Source organism: Pseudomonas sp. FSL L8-0168 (assembly GCF_037976155.1).
Taxonomy (GTDB): Bacteria; Pseudomonadota; Gammaproteobacteria; order Pseudomonadales; family Pseudomonadaceae; genus Aquipseudomonas; species Aquipseudomonas paracarnis.
The window spans coordinates 3,069,595-3,086,752 of record NZ_CP150262.1; the positions used below are offsets into that span (position 1 = coordinate 3,069,595).

Genomic DNA, 17,158 nt, shown 5'->3' on the forward strand with positions numbered 1-17,158 from the left:
TGGAGGCATCCGCTTTAGCGCCTTCCTTCACTTTCTCAGGCTGCGCCATGATCAACATCGAAACCCCCACGTACTACACCGCCACAAAGAAATACAACCTCAGCTTCCCCACCCTGGAACAGGATATCGACGCAGACGTCGTGGTCATCGGCGGCGGCTTTTCCGGGATCAACACGGCCCTTGAGCTGGCGGAAAAAGGCATCACTAACATTGTGGTGCTCGAAGCGCGCTACCTGGGCTTTGGCGGCACGGGCCGCAACGGTGGGCAGATCATGGCGGGCATCGGCCATGACCTGGAGAAGATCAAGAAGGACGTGGGCGAAGACGGGCTGCGCCAAGTGTTCGAGATCAGCGACCTGGGCGCCGACATCATCAAGAACCGCATCGCCAAGTACAACATCGATGCAGACTTTTGCCACGGCTACGGCTACATGGGCTTCAACGCCCGCCAGGAAAAAACCCTGCGCGCCTGGGAGAAAGACTTCAAGTCGATCAACAGCCAGCACGAAATCCGCTTTCTCGGCGGCTCCGATGTGCAGCAGATCATCGGCTCCACCGCCTACACCAGCGCCCTGTTGCACATGGGTGGCGGGCATGTGCACTCGCTGAACCTGCTGCTGGGCGAAGCTACCGCACTGGCCAGCCATGGCGTGAAGATCTTCGAGAACAGCCCGGCGCTGGAAGTCAGCTACGGCGAGCGCATCACCGTGCGCACCGGTCGCGGTTCGGTACGCGCCAGCAAGTTGCTGTGGGCCTGTGACAGCTTTCTCAACAAGCTGGAGCCAGAACTGCACCGCTCGACCATCAACACCTACGCGTTCCAGATGATGACCGAGCCGTTGTCCGAGGAGTTGATCCAGCGCATCAGCCCGATCCGTGGGGCCTACAGCGATATCCGCCCGGTGATCGACTACTACCGCGTGACTAACGAAAACCGCCTGCTGTTCGGCGCCGCGACGCCCCTGGTGGAGCACATTCCCGGCGACCTGAAAGCCTGGAACCGTCACCTGATGCTGAAGATTTTCCCCTACCTCAAGGACGTGAAAATCGACTTGGCCTGGGGCGGCCCGATGGCGTGCAGCCCGAACCTGTTCCCGCAAGTGGGCACCTTGCCGGGGCGCAGCAATGCGTTTTTCGTGCAGGGCTATTCCGGCTTTGGCGTCACGCCCAGCCACATCATCTGCAAGGTACTGGCCGAAGGCATGAGCGAAGGCTCGGCGCGTTATGACCTGGTCAGCTCGATTCACCGCTCCACCATCATCGGCAAGGACGCGATTCGCCCCCTGCTGCTGACGGCGGGCAAATCCTGGCACCAACTTTCCGGCTACTGGAATGGGCGCCGCTAACCCTCTTTTCTCACTCACAGGAACCACTGCCATGCCTCTTACCGCCCTGAAACACAACGTCCAGCTGTCGGAACTCGACGCCTGGGGCACCGTGGCCGACCTCGGCTCGCAAATCCTCGAAGGCGAAGTACGCGCCTTCGGCAAGATGACCTTTGGCGCGCCCACCGATGCGGTCAGCAGTGCGTACTTCGGCACGACCCAGGGCAAGTTCCGCATGGTTTACCCGTTCGCCGAACAGGCCACGATAGTCACCGGCGAAGTGGTGCTGACCGACGAGTCCACCGGCCAATCCACCCGCTACAAGGCCGGTGACAGCTGGTTCGTGACCAAGGGCACGCCCGTGCTGTGGGAAGTGGTCAGCGAGAGTTTCGTCAAACACTACTTCGCCGTCGTGTAAGGGAGGCGTTGCCATGTCGAATTCATCTGACTGGATCACCGTGGGCGCCCTGGCTGAGGGGTTTGCACCCGAGGCGTTCATCCTGCCGAACCTGGCCGACCTGGCCGGCCAGACCTTCACCCTGCACTTTGCCAATGGCTGGCAGATCGAACACCGCTTCGAACAGGAACGCCTGGCCTGGCACGCCGCCGATGGCCACTCCAGCGGCAGCGCCGCCTACCGCGCCAGCTCGATTCGCCCGGGCCTGTACCTGGTGGACTTTATCAAGCACGAGGCCGGGCAAAGCTGGTCGATCAGCCTGGTGCTGGACACACCAAATGCCTCCTTTACCGCGGTGATTGGCCGTATGCCGGAACCAGCAGAGACCCACGAAGGCCTCTACCACCGCGCCCTGGCCGGCAAACCGCTGACCTCGGTACAGGTCGACTTCCTCCACGGCAGCCTCGACCGGCCGTGGCAGGATGGCCACTGCCTGCACGCCCCCACCGACGAGTTGGTCGGCCTGCGCAACCACTATCGCTACAGCCCCAGCGAGGTCTACGAACACATCTACCTCAACCCTCGGTTCTACGCCTGGCAATGCCTTGAGGGCGTGGAGAAAGGCTTGTGCGACACCGACCGCTGCCATTACTACAAGATCGCCGAACAGCTGTACCTGTTCGTGTGGCAGGAGAAGATCGTACCGACCCTCGGCCTGGTGCTGATCGACCTGCAACAGCACCGCAGCGACGGCAAGATCTTCGGCTATGCCGGGGCGTCCTTCGACGCGTTGTCGAACTTCCCGATCAGTTCCTATTGCCAGGTGCTCAACCGCACGGAGTATCCCCGTGACTGAGCCGCGCACGGTGGTGATCACCGGGGCCGGCACCGGCATCGGCGCTGCCTGCGCACGCTTGTACGCACAGGAAGGCGCACGGCTGGTGCTGATCGGTCGGCGTCGTGAGCCCCTGGAACAGATGGCGCAGGACACCGGCGGGCTGATCCTGGTGGGCGATGCCGCCTGCCCGGACACCTGGGACGGCTTTATCCAGCAAATCCGCAGCCACTGCGGGCGCCTCGATGTGCTGCTGGCCTGTGCCGGTGGCCACGGGCTAGGCAGCGCGACCCAGACCAGCCCGGCCACCTGGGAAGGCGCGCTGCGCAGCAACCTCGACAGTGCGTTCTACAGCGCCCGCGCCTGCCTGCCGCTGTTGCAGGAAAGCGCCGGGAACATGGTGCTGATTGGTTCCATCGCCTCATTGGCGGCAGGCCCCGAGGTGTGTGGCTACACCACCGCCAAGCATGCGCTGCTCGGGCTCAACCGCTCGCTGGCCCGTGATTATGGCCCCCATGGCGTGCGCGTGAACGCGGTGTGCCCAGGCTGGGTGCACACGCCGATGGCCGACGCGGAGATGCGGCCGTTGATGGAGGCGTACGGCGAGAGCTTGCAGCAGGCCTATGCACGGGTGTGTGCCGATGTCCCGCTGCGGCGCGCCGCCCGTGCCGACGAGATCGCCAAGGTGTGCCGCTTCCTGACCAGCGACGACGCCTCGATCATTACCGGCGCCACGTTGGTGGCGGACGGTGGGGCCAGCATCGTCGACGTGCCGACGCTGGCGTTTACGCGCCTGGAGCCTGCCCATGACGAATGACCTGGATTTCAGCGGCCAGGTCGTGCTGGTCACCGGCGGCGCCCAGGGCATTGGCCTGGGCATCGTCCAGGCCTTTGCCCAACGCGGTGCGCGGGTGGTGATTGCTGACCGTCTGCTTGAACAGGCTGAAGCCGTGGCTGCCCGGTTGTGCGCACGGGGGCATCAAGTTGAAGCCGTTGGCGTTGACCTGGCGGATGCCAAAGCGGTGTTTGCTTGCGTCCAAGGCTTGGCGCAACTGGATGTACTGGTGCACAACGCCGGGTACTTTCCGCTGACCGCCTTTGCCGACATCACCCCAACGATCCTGGAGCGCACCCTGGCGGTGAACCTGTCGGCGCTGTTCTGGCTGACCCAGGCGGCGTTGCCGAGGTTTCGCGAGCAAGGCCGGGGCTGCGTGCTGGTGACGTCTTCGGTCACCGGCAACCGGGTGGGTTACCCGGGGCTGAGCCACTATGCGGCGTCCAAGGCCGGGGTGAATGGGTTTATCCGCAATGCCGCGCTGGAGCTGGCGCCGTTGAATGTGCGGGTCAACGGCGTGGAGCCCGGCATGATCGCCACTCCGGCGATGGATAACCTGGGCGATGCGGCCGTGAATGACAGCATCGCCCGCCGTGTGCCGCTGGGGCGCCTGGGCGTGGCGGCGGATATTGCCGGGGCGATGGTGTTTCTGGCCTCTGACCTGGCGGGCTATATCACCGGGCAGACGCTGGTGGTGGACGGTGGCGCGACGCTGCCCGAAATCTGAAACCCGATCATTCCCACGCTCTGCGTGGGAATGCATCCTGTGACGCTCCGCGTCACGACTTGGAGCGGGACGCGGAGCGTCAGGGCGGCGTTCCCACGCGGAGCGTGGGAACGATCACGCTTGCACCGCCTGCAACCGGCTGGAACGAAACTCCTTGGGCGACACCTCGAACTGCTTCTTGAACGACCGACTGAAATGCGCCGAGTCGGTAAAGCCCCATTTGTACGCAATCGAGGTGATCGACTCACTGCGCAGGAACGGGTTGGTCAAGTCATCCGCACTGCGCTTGAGCCGTGCGCGCTGGATATAGCGGCAGACGCTGTCGTCCTGTTCTTCAAACAGACGGTACAGATGCCGCACCGAAATATTCAGGCGGTTGGCCAGGCCGATCGGGCTCAGGCCTGGCTGGCTCAGGGACTCATCGATGACCTTTTGTACATAGCTGCGCAGGTTATTGCCGTGCAACGCAGCAACGCCCTCGCGACACTCATCGCCCTGCTCCAACGCCGACCCCAACAGCGAGACGAAGGCCGCTTGCAGCGCTTCCACTTGCGTGGCGTCTTCGTCGGTATCGTCCTTGCACAGTTGGTCCATCAGCACATGCAGCATGCGCCCGCAGGCTTTGGTCGAGGAGATCTTGCCGAAGGCCCGTGCCTGGCCGCCCAGGTGCTTGCACACCGCACTGCGCGACAGGGACAACGAGGCGTGTTCGATCAGGCCGAAGGGGGTGATTTCGATGGAGCCCACCGAGTCCATCAACAGCATTTCTCCGGGGGCCAGTTGTACGGTCTGGTCGTTCTGGGTGATCTGGGAGTAGCCGCTGCGCTGGCTGACCAGGAAACATTCCTGGTCGTTGTCATGGTCCGCTTGGTGCGTCGGGCGCTTGATCAGCCCGGCGTTGGTGCGCAGGATGGCCAGGCCACGCGACAGGTTGTGGATCTCGCCGATAAACAGCGAACGGTTGAAAGCCAGCTGAGTATCGAAGTGGCCGCACGCGGCGCGCAGTTCGCGGTTCCAGCTGTCGAGCCCGTCGGGTGCATGCTGTGGGATGCTCATGGGGTGTCTCCGCAGTGGCGTTATTCTTGTTGTTCTGCGCAATAGTTAACATGTTATCTATATGCACGCAACAACAACCTGTTTGCCCTTTGCAGAAGCACTAATGGTGCCAATCAGAGATTCGACAGTACCCTGTGCAGGCCGACCAATGTGGCGAGCAAATGCTCGCGTTGTGCACGGCTTAGCGCAATGTAGCGCCGAAACGCCGGCATGCGGTTGACCACCTCGCTGCCGCCCATATGCTCCAGGCGAACGCACCATTGCTGGTCGTGCAGCTCGATGCGCAGGCGCTTGAAATCCAGCGGCATTAACGCTTGGAACAACGTGCTGTCAGCCAGCAGACGCGCCTGCAATTCACGGCCCAGTGCCTGATTGCCAGAGCGGCGCCGCACATGAATGCCGCTGCGACGGATCGCGCCGCCATGGTGCACTTCGAAGCTGCCAGCGCCACCCGCTGCCGCAGGAGCGCGCAGGACATATTCGGTCAGCACCAGGTGCATCAACAACTGCGACTCGGTGCGCTCGACAATTTCGAAGGCCACACCGTCCACTTCAAGGGTTGCCAGGCCCAGATCACGCCGCAGGTGGGCCAGGGTCACCCCCGGCCGATACCCACTGGGTGCGCGGTCAGCACGAAACAGCTCAAACAGTTTTTGCCGCAAGGTCGCTATAACTTGCATGGGCGTGCCCCGGTTCGTGATTGAATTCCTTGGCCAACACCTCCTCTACGCAGGCGGGCTTGAAGGGGTTGACCTTCTGCACCACCAGGGTCCAGAACAGCGCGTAGGTGGCCGTCACGCCGAGCATCACGCCAAACGGCACGTAGATGTCCGCCGGGTTCATGCCGGGCGGGGTGATAAACCACATGCCCAACAGGATGCCGATGCTGGAGACGATCTGCGGCAGCGGGAACCACGGCGAGCGATAGGCGCGGGGCAAGTCCGGACGCCGAATGCGCAGGATCACCACCGACAGCGTCACCAACAGGTAGGCAAAACTCCAGGCACACACCGCCGCCAGCACCAGGTGCATGATGTTGTCGGTGTTGCCGCCCAGGTACAGCGCGTGCAGGCACGGGATCAACATGGCCACCAGGATGCACAACAGCGGCGTCTTGAAGCGCGGATGCAGGTAGGTGAACACCTTGGGCAAGGCGCCATCCACTGCCATTCCGTAGAGAATGCGCGGCACGCCGGCCATCAGGGTATTGATGGTCGCAGCGCCAGCGAACAGAAAGCCGATGCCCAGCCACAACGGGCCGATCTGCCCCATCACCTGTTCGGCGAACCGGGGAATGGCCATGGGTGTGTCCAACAGGTGCACCCCCGAAGCTGCGTCGAGCACCACGTTCTCCACCTGGCGTTTCATCGCCGCGCCATAGATGAACATGCAGGTGGCCACGCCCATCAGCCCGAGCATCATCGCCCGTGGCATCACCTTGGCCGATTGGCGCAGGTCCGGCGCCAGCGGGGTGACGAACTCGCAGCCCACGAACATGAACATCGCCATGCCCACCAGCGACAGCACGGTAACCAGGTCGGTGCCCACCAACGACTCGCCGAACCAGCCCTCCAACTGCACCGCCGGCGCGGCGATCAGGCCCAGTACGCCGAACACCATCAGGGTGGTCCACATGCCGAAGGTCAGGATGATCTCGGCGCGGCCAAATGCGCTGACGCCAAAAGCATTCAGCACGCCGAACACCAGTACGAAACCGACGCCCAGCAACCACGAGCCGCCGGCCGACTCTGCCAGGGTATTGAGGTGTTCGAAGTTCACCAGGGCCATGACCCCGGCGAGGATAGTTTCGGCGGTGCCGGCGAACACATGCACGATCAGGTAGGCCGACAAGGTCCCGGTGATCGCAAAGAACCTACCCATGCCACAGTTGATGTAGTCGTACACCGAACCGGTGGTAGGCAGTATCGACGCGGCCTCGGCGAAGGTGGTGGCCTGGGCCAGCATCATCACCACGGCGAGCAGCATCGCCAGGGCAAAGGCGCTGCCGCCGATGCCGAAACCCATGGTGGCGGTGAGGATCACCGGGCTGGCCATGATCAGGCCGATGGTGCTGGCCAACGCAGTGGGAAAACCTACCGTGCCCCGGTTGAGGTGTGCGGTGAGTCGGTCGTTGATCGACATGGAGGGGTCCTCGAAGCGGTTTTTTTAATGTGTCGGCACTCTGCGCCCCACTCCCGTTGATCGTCTTGCCCCTGTCTGCCGCCGGTTTTGTTGCTGCCTGCCAGGGCGTGTGGCCTGGCGGCCAGAGTCAATTGCCTGGCACGCAGGGAAAAGACTTGGCCTCATACCGCTCGCCCTAATGCGCCCTCACTCTTAACCAAGATGGGGTCAATAACAATGGAGCACACACTGAAAAACCGCCGCCTGCGCCAGACGGTCGGCCTGGGCGTGGCACTGCTGGTGGGCCAGGCGCAGGCCATCGAGTTGTATGCCGACGCCGACACTCAGGTCACCGGCAACTTCCTCGCCGTGTACGGTATGTTCAATAGCCCGAAGAACTACGATGGGCGCAGCGGCGGCTCCACCTGGCGTGAGGCGTTCATCAAGTACGGCCTGAGCGTCGAACAGCGCCTGGGCAACCTGGGCGGTGTGTATGGCACGGCCAACCTGGTGAGTTCCGGTACCTGGGGCGATGGCGACGCATCCGGGTTGACCAACGGCACCGAGCGCACCACCAAGTTTGACGAAGCCTTCGCCGGCTGGCGGTCCGGGGAGCTGTTCCCGGTGTTGGGCAAGGACGGTGTGGACCTGTCGTTTGGCCGCCAGATCATCATGTTGGGCGACGGTTTTATCCTTAACGACGACGGCCCCAACCTGGGCAACGGTGTGGGCGACGGCGAGTTCAATCGCGGCGGCGCCTACTACATCGCCGCACGCCATGCCTTCGATAAGACGGCGGTGATTCGCCTGGGTGGCAAGGACGGCGTGCATGGCAGCCTGATGTGGATCAAATCCGACAACCGCGCCCAGGCCCTCACCGAAATGGCCGCCGGCACCCTGGAATACAGTGCCGCGCCGGGCACCCTGGGGTTGACCTATATTCACGGCATCGATGTGGATGAGCGCTTCGCCACCGACCTGCAGCGCCAGCGCAAAGGCATGAACCTCTACAGCCTGCGCGGCACCGGCAATGCCGGTATCGACAACGCGCACTTCGCCTTCGAACTGGCGCGCCAAAGCCGTCGCGACGGCCAGGAAAATGCCGGCTACGCCGAAGCCGGTTACACCTTCACCAACCTGCCGTGGTCACCGGACCTGACCTACCGCTACGCCCGTTATTCGAAGAACTGGGACGGCATGTTCTCAGGCTTCAACCGTGGCTACGGCACCTGGGTGCAGGGCGAAGTAGCGGGCAACTATTCCGGCCCCTTCAACAGCAACACCGCCGTGCAGCACGTGGCGCTCAAGGTCAAGCCACTGGAGAACGTCACGCTTGGGGCGCTGTTCTTCGACTACAACACCGTCAGCACCCGCGGCCAATTGAACCTGGATGGCCGCGAACTGGACCTGTATGCCGAATGGGCCGTCAACGAGCACCTGATCATCACGCCGCTGCTCGGCCTGTACAAACCGAATAAATCAGCCGAAAACGGCGGCAATCAGATCGGCGGCAACGGCACCAATGTCTACAGCCAACTGGTGGTCGCCGTGCCGTTCTAAACCGCCTCGGGCGCGCACGGAGGCAGCGCCCGGACCTCGGCATAGGCGCCCTGATGATAGAGCAGCGGCGCACGGCCAAAATCATCAAAGGCCACCACCTTGCCGATCATGATCCAATGGTCGCCGCCGTCCACCTGCTGGTATTTCTCACAGTGAAAACGCGCCGAGCAATCGGCGAATACCGGCGAGCCTCCCTCCCCCGGCTCGTATTCGATCAGGGCGAAGCGGTCTTCACGGGGGCGCGCGAAATTGTTGGATAGATGCACCTGGTCCGCCGCCAACACATTCACGGCAAAGTGGCTGGCCTCCTCGAACACGGCATGGCTGTTGGAGCGCTTGTCGATGCTCCACAGCACCAGCGGCGGGTCGAGGGATACCGAGTTGAAACTGTTGGCCGTCACGCCCACCTTGCGCCCGGAGACGGTGGCGGCGGTGACCACGGTCACGCCAGTGGCAAAATTGCCCAAGGCGCGACGAAAGGCCCGTGGGTCGAATACGTCAGACATGCAAGACTCCCGGGTGGCCTCTATGGGCCGCCCTGATTGTTGTAGGGAAAACGCAGCTACACCATGCTCGGGTCGGGTTCCAGGCCCATCAGCTCACGGCCAAGGATCTGCGCGCACACGTCATAGTCGGTGTAGGCATGCGCGCCGGTCATGTGGGCATCGCGGAACAGGCGCTGCATTTCGTTGTGTTCGAACCAGGCATTGCCACCGGCGGCGGCGAACAGCCGGTCTACCGCTTCGATGCACATCTTGGTGGCGTAGGCCTGGTTGGTGCGCCAGAACGCCAGGGTTTCTCGCGCTGGGTAGCGGTGGGCGGCGCTGTGTTCGGCGTGGTCTTGCCAGGTTTTCTCCAAAAACGCCCGAGCGGCGGCCACCTGGTGGGTGGACTCGGCCAGGCGCATCAGCGCCGGGGTCGCTGCGCCGACGGCGGCACCGGTATAGGCGCGCACACGGTTTTTGGTTTTTTCGCGGAACACCTCCAGCATGCGCTCGGCCACGCCGAGGCTGACGGTGGAAAAACCACTGGCGAAATACGGCCGGTACGGCGCGTAGAAAATCTGGCTGTCTGGGTAGAGACCAAAGCCTGCGGACTTGCCTTCCATCATGTCCTTGGCCTTCTGGATCCGGTGCTCAGGCACCCAGGCGTTGTCGATGATCAGGGTCTTGGTGCCACTGCCTTTCATGCCGGCCGCGAACCAGTCATCGCGAATCTGATAGTCACTGCGCGGCAGCACGGCAAAGCAGTAATCCTGGGTACCTTCGGCATTCTGGCGACGGCAGCCGACAATCGCCCACTCGCCATGGTCACAGCCGCTGCTCCAGCCCATCTCGCCACTGAAGTACACGCCACCCTCGCCCTCGGTCACCCGGCCGAACGGCGCAATACTGCTGCTGGCCGTGGCATCCGGGTTGGCGCCCCAGATCTCCTCCTGCAACTGCGCCGAGAACAGCGCCAGTTGATGGCTGTGGGTACACAACAAACTCATGGCCCAGGCGGTGCTGGCGCAACTGCCGGCGAGCAAGGCGATGCAGTCGGCGAATTCGGGCAGCGACAGTTCCAGGCCACCGAATGCCTTGGGCTGGAAGGCGCGGTGCAGGCCGATGCTTTTGAGCAGCGCGATATTCTCATCCGGCACCTGGCGCAGCTGTTCGGCACGGCTGGCGTTCGCGGCAATGGCAGGCAGAAGAGGCTTGAGGTCTTCGAGGAGCGGGTTTGGCTTTTTCATGGACGGCCCTGCTTATTATTGGAAGTCCGGCAGGCGCTCCGAATCGTGGAACGGCGCGGGATGCAGGGCCAGTATCGAACGGCTTGCGCCGGCACAACATGCACGTTCGGCAGGCAAGGTTGTACTTTTCACAGGCACGGCAGGCACAGGCATAAAACCTGGCAGGCACAGTCAAGCCGCGTACCTGCGCGTTGGTTAACCTCGGGGTTTCTTTTGTGAACTGCCAGGAACCTGCCATGAGCGATATCCCGCTGCTGCCTCACGTCGAAGCCTTTTTGCGTCGCCGTCATGGGCTGTTTATCGACGGCGCCAGTGTGCGCAGCCACGCCGATGCACGCCTGAGCGTGACCAACCCCGCCACCGGCCAGGTGATCGCCGACGTGGCCGACGCAGACCTGGCGGATATCGACGCCGCGGTCGCTTGCGCCAACCGTGGTTTCCAGCTGTGGTCCCAGACCGCTCCCGCCATCCGTGGCAACGTGCTGCTGAAACTGGCCGACCTGCTGGAACACCATCGCGAAGAACTGGCGCAGATCGAAACCTGCCAGTCGGGAAAAATCATCCAGATTTCCCGCGCCTTTGAGGTCGACCAGGCCGCGCACTTCCTGCGCTACTACGCAGGCTGGGCCACCAAGCTCAGCGGCCAGACCCTCACGCCGTCGCTGCCTTCGTTCAATGGCGAGCGCTACACCGCCTTCACCTTGCGCGAACCGGTGGGCGTGGTGGTGGGCATTGTGCCGTGGAATTTCTCGACCATGATCGCCATCTGGAAGCTCGCCTCGGCACTGGTGACCGGTTGCAGCATCATCATCAAGCCCAGCGAATTCACACCGCTGACCCTGCTGCGCATCGCCGAACTGGCCATCGACGCCGGGTTGCCGGCGGGGGTGCTCAATGTGCTGACCGGCGGCGGCCAAGTCGGCAAGGGGCTGGTGGAACACCCCGGCACGCACAAGGTGTCCTTCACCGGCTCAGTGCCCACCGGTATTGCAGTAGGCCGCAGTGCCATGGGCGCCGGGCTGACCCGCGCGACCCTGGAACTGGGTGGCAAGAACGCCGCCGGCTTCCTGCGCGACATGGATGTAGACAAAGCGGTGGATGGCATTATCGAAGCGGGTTTCCTGCACTCGGGGCAAATCTGCGCAGCGGCCGAGCGCTTCTTCGTGCACCGCTCACAGATCGATGCCGTGCTGGAAAAACTCAAGGCACGTCTCAGCCGCCTGACCATCGGCTCACCCCTGGATGACCACACCGACTTCGGCCCCGTGACCCACCAGCAACACCAACACAAACTGCTCGGCTACTTCAACCAGGCCCGCGCCGAAAACAACACGATCATCCACGGTGGCCACCTCATCGACCGCCCCGGCTGCTACGTCGAACCCACCGTGATCCTCGCCAACCACCTGCACGACACCCTGCTCAACGAAGAGACCTTCGGCCCCATCGCCACCTTCCTGCCCTACGACGATGAAGACGAACTACTGACCATGATGAACCACGGGGCCTACGGGTTGAGCGCCAGCCTGTGGACCAATGACCTGGGCAAGGCCCTGCGCATGATCCCGGCCGTCAAGGCCGGCACCCTGTGGGTGAACATGCACACCTTGCTCGACCCGGCAGTGCCGTTTGGTGGCAGCCGGTCTTCGGGATTAGGGCGGGAGTTTGGCAGTGCGTTCATTGAGGACTACACCGAGCTTAAGTCGGTGATGGTTCGGTATTAAGGGCTGAGTGCCGACGACCGGAATCAGGGCGCAGGTTTGGCGGGTGGGCCACGAAACAGGTTCCTGGAAATGATGTCGGCCTTCAGCATCTTGAGTTGCAGATGACGATTCACTGCGCCAACTCCTTCCATATAACGGGTGACATGGCGCTTCCACGTATCGACCAACACGAAGGGCGCCAAGCCAATTGCAACAAACGGAAAAATAACCAAACCGAAAAGAATTTTCATAAGTTCCAAGCACCCTTGCAACAAATTCACAGGGCCCAAGGATTTTTCATAATGCAATTTCTTGGTCAACACGTCGGAAATCAGGTTCGTGCCGATGGCGGCGGTTACAAACGGGAAAACAAAGAGGAACAGGTTGGAGCGGTGTTTCACCTGGTCAAACAGAGCACCGCTGATTTTGCCTTTTTCGTGCAGTGACTGCGCCAGCCCATTGAATGCGTCGATGGAGACCACGGCACACGCGGCAATCGAAATCAGCGCAACGCCGGTCGCCACGACAACTTGCGGCGTGGTGTCTTTGTCCAGAATGAAGCCAATCACCGCCATCACCAACACAAAGGCCATCACCAAAAAGCCCAGTTGCACATCCAAGCCAAACAACAATTCGTAATTCATCCGTGAACCTCTCTATCAAAACTAATTAAAATAACCAACTGTCACTGATAAGGAATCAAGTGATCGTGCTCCAGATCCCGCATCAACTCGCTCAACATCTCGCTTTCGCTGCGGGGCTCGGTCATGGGGATGTACCAGGTCGTAGCTGTCCAACCACCACGCTTGTAAGCATAGGTTTTGAGCAGTTGCCCGTCCTTGAACAGCGAGCCGTGCAACTGGCGCTCGTAGGTGTAGGGCACTGGCACGGTCAACAGCGTCAACGCGCCAAGTATCGCCGGGAGCGCACCGGCCCCTTTACCGCCGCGTTGATCGACCAACAAGCTGTAGCCCGTCTTGCTGAAACCGCCATCCATAAAACTGAAGGCACCTGTGTCACGCAACAACTGGATAACTTCGCGTTGCGTCTGCTGTTCAAACCTCGACACGGGCGACGGCATCGTGACACTCATCGGCACGTAGGCACGCTCTGCCTTGTAATCCAACGGTTTGAGGGCGGTACCGCAACCACCGAGCAACAGCACGGCGGCCAGTAACGTAGTCCTGATCATTGTGCGTGCTCTTCGGGCAGCAGCCCGTCGCGCTGTACATCTTCGGCAAAAGCCCGTGCAACACGGTGACCGCTCTGTAGCTCCATCCCGCCAGGGCCATCCAGCAGCCAGGAATATTTGTGGGTGACGTTGCGGTAGCTGTACTGCTTGAGCTGCTTCCCATTGTGCTGCAGGGAGAACTCGGTGGTGGTGTCAATGCTCACGGACAGGGGCAGCAGAAACAGAGTTGCCGCGCTCAGCAGTACCACCGGGAAAGGCGGCATATCACGCTGAACGTTGTAGCGCACCCACACCGAGTAATCGTCCGCGTTGCCCCGGCCGCTTTCGACACTGCGAAACACCCCAGTCTCACGCAATTGGTTACGAATTTGTGCTGCATTAAGCGGGTCATCGATCATGACGTGGATCGGCTTGAGATATTCCTTGCCATCCGGCAATGCACGCTCAGGAAGCGTATGGGTGGTTGCACACCCGGTCAGCAGCGCCAGGGCGCTGAACGTAATAAAACGGTTCATGGGCGTGTCTCGTGAAGGATGTTCTGGCCCGCCCCGGATGGCAGCGGCGCGATGATATAAGGGTCGGCGCTGCGATAATCCAGCGGCAACAACTCCAGAGCCGGCAGGCCCGCAACAGAGTGCCGCGCTAGCGGCTCATCGCGTGCTTGCTGGTCGCGCCAGCGGAAGGCACACAGCGAAGCGCCAAGGCATAACGAGCGAAATTCACCGAGGTAATAGGCGTTGCCGGCCTTCAGGCGCAGTGGCAGGTTGAATTTCTCTCGCGCCTGCACCGAGGTGTAGGTCGTCCCCAGAGGGGGTGAATAACTGCTGGAGAAAAACTGAAAATCATAGAACTCATAATCCCCAGGCTTGAGCGCCAACACGAATACACTGGCGGCACCGGCCGCATCCTTCACATCCTGAGGTGTTTGCCGACCGACGCCCACCCAGATCGCTGCGGCGCCAAACTCGGAACCGCGCTTGCGAAACAGTAAACGCTGATTAGGCGCAGGAGATGCGCTAAGGCTCTGCGGGCCGATTGATCCGACTACATAAGCGACCGGGTCCTGGGGGCCAGGTTGCAACGGCTGGCTAACCAGCGACGCAGACTGAGTACCGCAACCTGCCAGGGCTGCCGTAATCAAGAACAAGGCCAAAGGCCGAGAGAAGCGAGACATATCGAACCCTGAACGCAGGCATAAAAATAAACGGCAGGCGTCAGGAAAAATATGGGATGAGCCTTCCTGGCGCTGCGCCTCGCGTCACTGCGAGGGGGGCGAATGGTACGGGGGGAATCGCGGTTTGACTACAGATGATCAGCAGCATTTGTCAGCGCTCGGTGAAAGCCACTCATATCACCGCCTCCGCCTCAATCTCAATCAACCACTGCGGCAACGACAACCCGCTGACGATAATCCACGAAGACGGTGGCGGGTTGTGCGGGAAGCGCTCAAGTAGCGCATGGGCGATCGACGCTTGCTGCTCACGGGCAGACTCGACGATATACAGCCGCAGCATGATCACATGAGACAGGTCGCCACCGACCTCGGCCAGCACCTTTTCGATATTGTCCAACGCTGCGGCGGTCTGTTCGGCGATGCCGGGGCCGACCGTGTGCTCTTGAGCATCTACCCCCACCTGCCCCGACAGCATGATTCGCCGGCCCTCTGGCACTTCCATGGCCTGGCTGAAACCGTACTGCAGGGAGTTGAATACCGTCGTGGGATTAATAACCTTTCGTTGCATGACCAATCCTTGTTGTCAGTAGGAAAACAAGGCTAACCCAAAGGAATCGCTAAGGATGATGGTTCAACATCCAGCAACATGTTCGTGGGTGAAGCGCTGAACCTTGAGTGCCCGGCGGCCTGATGAAAACGCGCAAACCCGCCAGGCAATGACATTCCCCTGTGGGAGCCGTCGAGCTTTAGCGAGGCCGCGATAGCGGTGGGTCAGGCAATGAGTATGTTGACAGTGCCGCCGCCATCGCAGCCTCGCTAAAGCTCGACAGCTCCCACATTGGATCGGCTGTGTCTCAGTAGATAGTGATCCATGCTGGAACTTCACTGCTATCATCCAGCCACTACTTATGACATGGAGGTCGCTATGCACCAGGTAACAACCCTCGCTTGCTTACTGGTATGCGGCGCCCTCACCGGCTGCAGTATCACGCAAACCGTCACCCCCGTTCCCTCCTCAACTGTTCACTCGCCCGAAATCTGCATGATTCCCGCCGCAGGCTTGCGTGAAGGCTTCAATACGACTTACACCGCTCAATTACGCAGTAAGGGCTTTCAACCCCGCGAGTTGCCGCCAGGCGCCCCGCCCGCCAGTTGCGCGCTGTCGACCACTTATATCGGTACATGGAGCTGGGACATGGCGCTGTACATGAGCTTCGCCGATATTCAGGTGTTCGAGAACGGTCGAAGGGTCGGACAGGCGTTGTATGACTCAACTTCGGGTGGCGCCCGAATGGGCAAGTTCATCGACGCGCAAAGCAAAATCATCGAGATGACCAATCAGCTGTTTCCCAATGCTGATTACGGCATGACTCGACGTCAGGCTGACCTTCTTCCCTAGAGCGAGCTCATCCACCTGCCTGCGCCACACTTCATACCACCTTCTGTAGGAGCGAGCTTGCTCGCGAAAAACCCACAGGCGCCGCACTTACTCAGGAAGCACGCGTTATCGTTGACGTTTTTCGCGAGCAAGCTCGCTCCTACATGGCATTATCGTGCCAGGCTACCAGGTGCCCATCGCCAGGCTGTGTGGCGAAAATTCCGCGAATTGCCAGCGCAAGGCCAACGCTGCCGGGCGGCGGACCACATGTTCCACCGTCACCGTCCACAAGCGCTGCGCGCCTTCGAACTCAGCTACTTGCGGCCCGCTCAGGATCAACGAAGTACGCCCGGCCACTTGCAGCACGTCACCCGTCTCAAAATCAACAAACAACAACCCCGCCACCGGGTTGGCGTGCAGGTTGCCGAGGGTGTTGAAGAACAGGTTGCCGGCAAAATCCGGGATGGTCAGTACGTTACCTTCCACGCGCACAAATCCCGTATTGCCGCCTCGGTGGGAGACGTCCACCGAACGTTCGCCGTGCAGTTCGACGTAGCTGGCGACGAAGAAAGTGTCGGCGTGGCGGATCAGTGCTTGTGCGGCGTCGTCCAGGCGGCAGCTGCGCTCGGCCAGGTTGCCGGGTTTGCGTGCAATGCCAGCGACGGGCCGCAGTTGGATGTACTTGGGGCAATTGCCGAAGGTGTGCACTACGTCCACAGTAAAGCCCTCATCCTCAAGCGATCCGATCCGGCCATTCATGCGATTGCGGCGGCGGGTGTTGAGGTCGATGCCCAGCAGGCCGATCGCCGCGCCATCCGTTATCCCAGCCCAGGCGGGATCGCTTTTGGCGGGCAGGCTGTCGATCTGCAGCGTGTGTGGGTCCGGTGAATGCGCAAACCCTGGAGCGCCTTCCAGCATCGTTGCCCAGGGGATGCCTTGTTCGTCCACCACACCCGCGATCAAGTACGGCAGCAGCGGATAAAAATCGCGGTGCTGCTCAGGCAAATGATCACGAATGACCTTGGGCCCGATCATGGCCATGCGTTCAGAAACGCCGGCACTTTCCTGCATGTGTCGTTCGCCGACATGCCAAGGGGATGGTTCAATCGAGTGCATGGCGCTC

Annotated in this window: 18 protein-coding genes and 1 pseudogene; 8 read left to right on the plus strand and 11 right to left on the minus strand. The window is 61.5% G+C overall.

Features of this window, described 5'->3' with window-relative positions; translation table 11 throughout:
* The first annotated feature begins 47 nt into the window (after positions 1-47).
* Genes MHH62_RS13655 through MHH62_RS13675 form a run of 5 tightly spaced genes read left to right on the plus strand, consistent with a single transcriptional unit; the run spans position 48 to position 4,119 of the window.
* Positions 48-1,346 carry an FAD-binding oxidoreductase gene (locus MHH62_RS13655; protein ID WP_032902375.1) on the plus strand — a complete coding sequence of 433 codons (1,299 nt, stop codon included), beginning with the start codon at positions 48-50 and terminating at the stop codon, positions 1,344-1,346.
* Between the two features lie 31 nt (positions 1,347-1,377).
* Positions 1,378-1,743: a cupin domain-containing protein gene (locus MHH62_RS13660; RefSeq protein ID WP_020301331.1), complete on the plus strand. Its 366-nt coding sequence runs from the start codon at positions 1,378-1,380 to the stop codon at positions 1,741-1,743.
* 13 nt (positions 1,744-1,756) lie between these two features.
* Positions 1,757-2,578, plus strand: a complete 822-nt coding sequence (locus tag MHH62_RS13665; RefSeq protein ID WP_014719081.1) for a molybdenum cofactor biosynthesis F family protein — start codon at positions 1,757-1,759, stop codon at positions 2,576-2,578.
* A complete protein-coding gene (locus tag MHH62_RS13670) occupies positions 2,571-3,374 on the plus strand; it encodes an SDR family oxidoreductase (RefSeq protein WP_020301332.1) in 804 nt (267 codons plus the stop codon). Before MHH62_RS13665 ends, MHH62_RS13670 begins: the two co-directional genes overlap by 8 nt.
* The gene (locus MHH62_RS13675; RefSeq protein ID WP_020301333.1) at positions 3,364-4,119 is read left to right on the plus strand and encodes an SDR family oxidoreductase; all 756 of its coding nucleotides are present in this window, start codon (positions 3,364-3,366) and stop codon (positions 4,117-4,119) included. Before MHH62_RS13670 ends, MHH62_RS13675 begins: the two co-directional genes overlap by 11 nt.
* Positions 4,120-4,233: 114 nt before the next feature.
* Here MHH62_RS13675 and feaR read toward each other — a convergent pair whose 3' ends face one another.
* The 3 genes from feaR to MHH62_RS13690 form a co-directional block, all read right to left on the minus strand.
* The gene (gene feaR, locus MHH62_RS13680; RefSeq protein ID WP_339230990.1) at positions 4,234-5,175 is read right to left on the minus strand and encodes a transcriptional regulator FeaR; all 942 of its coding nucleotides are present in this window, start codon (positions 5,173-5,175) and stop codon (positions 4,234-4,236) included.
* A gap of 113 nt (positions 5,176-5,288) precedes the next feature.
* Positions 5,289-5,855: a DUF3156 family protein gene (locus MHH62_RS13685; protein ID WP_032901972.1), complete on the minus strand. Its 567-nt coding sequence runs from the start codon at positions 5,853-5,855 to the stop codon at positions 5,289-5,291.
* Positions 5,818-7,317 (minus strand): APC family permease, encoded by a 1,500-nt coding sequence (locus MHH62_RS13690; RefSeq protein WP_032901975.1) that lies wholly within the window; start codon positions 7,315-7,317, stop codon positions 5,818-5,820. Before MHH62_RS13690 ends, MHH62_RS13685 begins: the two co-directional genes overlap by 38 nt.
* A 216-nt stretch (positions 7,318-7,533) precedes the next feature.
* On the opposite strand from MHH62_RS13690, the gene MHH62_RS13695 reads away from it, so the two are divergent.
* Entirely contained in the window at positions 7,534-8,856 is a 1,323-nt protein-coding gene (locus MHH62_RS13695; RefSeq protein ID WP_336827436.1) for a hypothetical protein, read from the plus strand.
* Positions 8,857-8,888: 32 nt separating this feature from the next.
* On the opposite strand, the pseudogene MHH62_RS13700 reads toward MHH62_RS13695, so the two are convergent.
* Positions 8,889-9,362: pseudogene (locus MHH62_RS13700) on the minus strand (flavin reductase family protein); the annotation flags it as partial.
* 56 nt (positions 9,363-9,418) lie between these two features.
* On the minus strand, positions 9,419-10,588 hold the full coding sequence (locus MHH62_RS13705; protein WP_032901980.1) for a flavin-dependent monooxygenase: 1,170 nt from the start codon (positions 10,586-10,588) through the stop codon (positions 9,419-9,421).
* A 236-nt stretch (positions 10,589-10,824) separates the two neighbouring features.
* Between MHH62_RS13705 and MHH62_RS13710 the strand changes: the two genes are divergently transcribed.
* Complete coding sequence (locus MHH62_RS13710; protein ID WP_020301342.1) at positions 10,825-12,312, plus strand: aldehyde dehydrogenase family protein; 1,488 nt, start codon at positions 10,825-10,827, stop codon at positions 12,310-12,312.
* 23 nt (positions 12,313-12,335) lie between these two features.
* Here MHH62_RS13710 and MHH62_RS13715 read toward each other — a convergent pair whose 3' ends face one another.
* The 5 genes from MHH62_RS13715 to MHH62_RS13735 form a co-directional block, all read right to left on the minus strand.
* Positions 12,336-12,935, minus strand: coding sequence for a hypothetical protein (locus MHH62_RS13715; RefSeq protein WP_003192417.1), 600 nt, complete (start codon positions 12,933-12,935; stop codon positions 12,336-12,338).
* A 41-nt stretch (positions 12,936-12,976) separates the two neighbouring features.
* A complete protein-coding gene (locus MHH62_RS13720; protein ID WP_003192419.1) occupies positions 12,977-13,483 on the minus strand; it encodes a hypothetical protein in 507 nt (168 codons plus the stop codon).
* Positions 13,480-13,998: a hypothetical protein gene (locus MHH62_RS13725; protein ID WP_003192421.1), complete on the minus strand. Its 519-nt coding sequence runs from the start codon at positions 13,996-13,998 to the stop codon at positions 13,480-13,482. Before MHH62_RS13725 ends, MHH62_RS13720 begins: the two co-directional genes overlap by 4 nt.
* Positions 13,995-14,657: a hypothetical protein gene (locus MHH62_RS13730; RefSeq protein ID WP_339230999.1), complete on the minus strand. Its 663-nt coding sequence runs from the start codon at positions 14,655-14,657 to the stop codon at positions 13,995-13,997. The genes MHH62_RS13725 and MHH62_RS13730 overlap by 4 nt, the downstream gene beginning before the upstream one ends.
* A gap of 172 nt (positions 14,658-14,829) precedes the next feature.
* Positions 14,830-15,225, minus strand: a complete 396-nt coding sequence (locus MHH62_RS13735; RefSeq protein ID WP_003192423.1) for a Rid family hydrolase — start codon at positions 15,223-15,225, stop codon at positions 14,830-14,832.
* Positions 15,226-15,528: 303 nt separating this feature from the next.
* Here MHH62_RS13735 and MHH62_RS13740 point away from each other — a divergent pair, with 303 nt between their 5' ends.
* Entirely contained in the window at positions 15,529-16,056 is a 528-nt protein-coding gene (locus tag MHH62_RS13740) for an Sbal_3080 family lipoprotein (protein WP_230957574.1), read from the plus strand.
* A 162-nt stretch (positions 16,057-16,218) separates the two neighbouring features.
* Here MHH62_RS13740 and MHH62_RS13745 read toward each other — a convergent pair whose 3' ends face one another.
* Positions 16,219-17,151, minus strand: a complete 933-nt coding sequence (locus MHH62_RS13745) for a pyridoxamine 5'-phosphate oxidase family protein (protein WP_339231003.1) — start codon at positions 17,149-17,151, stop codon at positions 16,219-16,221.
* Between the last annotated feature and the right edge of the window lie 7 nt (positions 17,152-17,158).

Bases quoted from the DNA above. Each gene is read 5' to 3' on its own strand.
- MHH62_RS13655 (WP_032902375.1), top strand. From the start codon at position 48: ATGATCAACATCGAAACCCCCACGTACTACACCGCCACAAAGAAATAC.
- MHH62_RS13660 (WP_020301331.1), top strand. From the start codon at position 1,378: ATGCCTCTTACCGCCCTGAAACACAACGTCCAGCTGTCGGAACTCGAC.
- MHH62_RS13665 (WP_014719081.1), top strand. From the start codon at position 1,757: ATGTCGAATTCATCTGACTGGATCACCGTGGGCGCCCTGGCTGAGGGG.
- MHH62_RS13675 (WP_020301333.1), top strand. From the start codon at position 3,364: ATGACGAATGACCTGGATTTCAGCGGCCAGGTCGTGCTGGTCACCGGC.
- feaR (WP_339230990.1), bottom strand. From the start codon at position 5,175: ATGAGCATCCCACAGCATGCACCCGACGGGCTCGACAGCTGGAACCGC.
- MHH62_RS13685 (WP_032901972.1), bottom strand. From the start codon at position 5,855: ATGCAAGTTATAGCGACCTTGCGGCAAAAACTGTTTGAGCTGTTTCGT.
- MHH62_RS13690 (WP_032901975.1), bottom strand. From the start codon at position 7,317: ATGTCGATCAACGACCGACTCACCGCACACCTCAACCGGGGCACGGTA.
- MHH62_RS13695 (WP_336827436.1), top strand. From the start codon at position 7,534: ATGGAGCACACACTGAAAAACCGCCGCCTGCGCCAGACGGTCGGCCTG.
- MHH62_RS13705 (WP_032901980.1), bottom strand. From the start codon at position 10,588: ATGAAAAAGCCAAACCCGCTCCTCGAAGACCTCAAGCCTCTTCTGCCT.
- MHH62_RS13710 (WP_020301342.1), top strand. From the start codon at position 10,825: ATGAGCGATATCCCGCTGCTGCCTCACGTCGAAGCCTTTTTGCGTCGC.
- MHH62_RS13715 (WP_003192417.1), bottom strand. From the start codon at position 12,935: ATGAATTACGAATTGTTGTTTGGCTTGGATGTGCAACTGGGCTTTTTG.
- MHH62_RS13720 (WP_003192419.1), bottom strand. From the start codon at position 13,483: ATGATCAGGACTACGTTACTGGCCGCCGTGCTGTTGCTCGGTGGTTGC.
- MHH62_RS13725 (WP_003192421.1), bottom strand. From the start codon at position 13,998: ATGAACCGTTTTATTACGTTCAGCGCCCTGGCGCTGCTGACCGGGTGT.
- MHH62_RS13730 (WP_339230999.1), bottom strand. From the start codon at position 14,657: ATGTCTCGCTTCTCTCGGCCTTTGGCCTTGTTCTTGATTACGGCAGCC.
- MHH62_RS13735 (WP_003192423.1), bottom strand. From the start codon at position 15,225: ATGCAACGAAAGGTTATTAATCCCACGACGGTATTCAACTCCCTGCAG.
- MHH62_RS13740 (WP_230957574.1), top strand. From the start codon at position 15,529: ATGCTGGAACTTCACTGCTATCATCCAGCCACTACTTATGACATGGAG.
- MHH62_RS13745 (WP_339231003.1), bottom strand. From the start codon at position 17,151: ATGCACTCGATTGAACCATCCCCTTGGCATGTCGGCGAACGACACATG.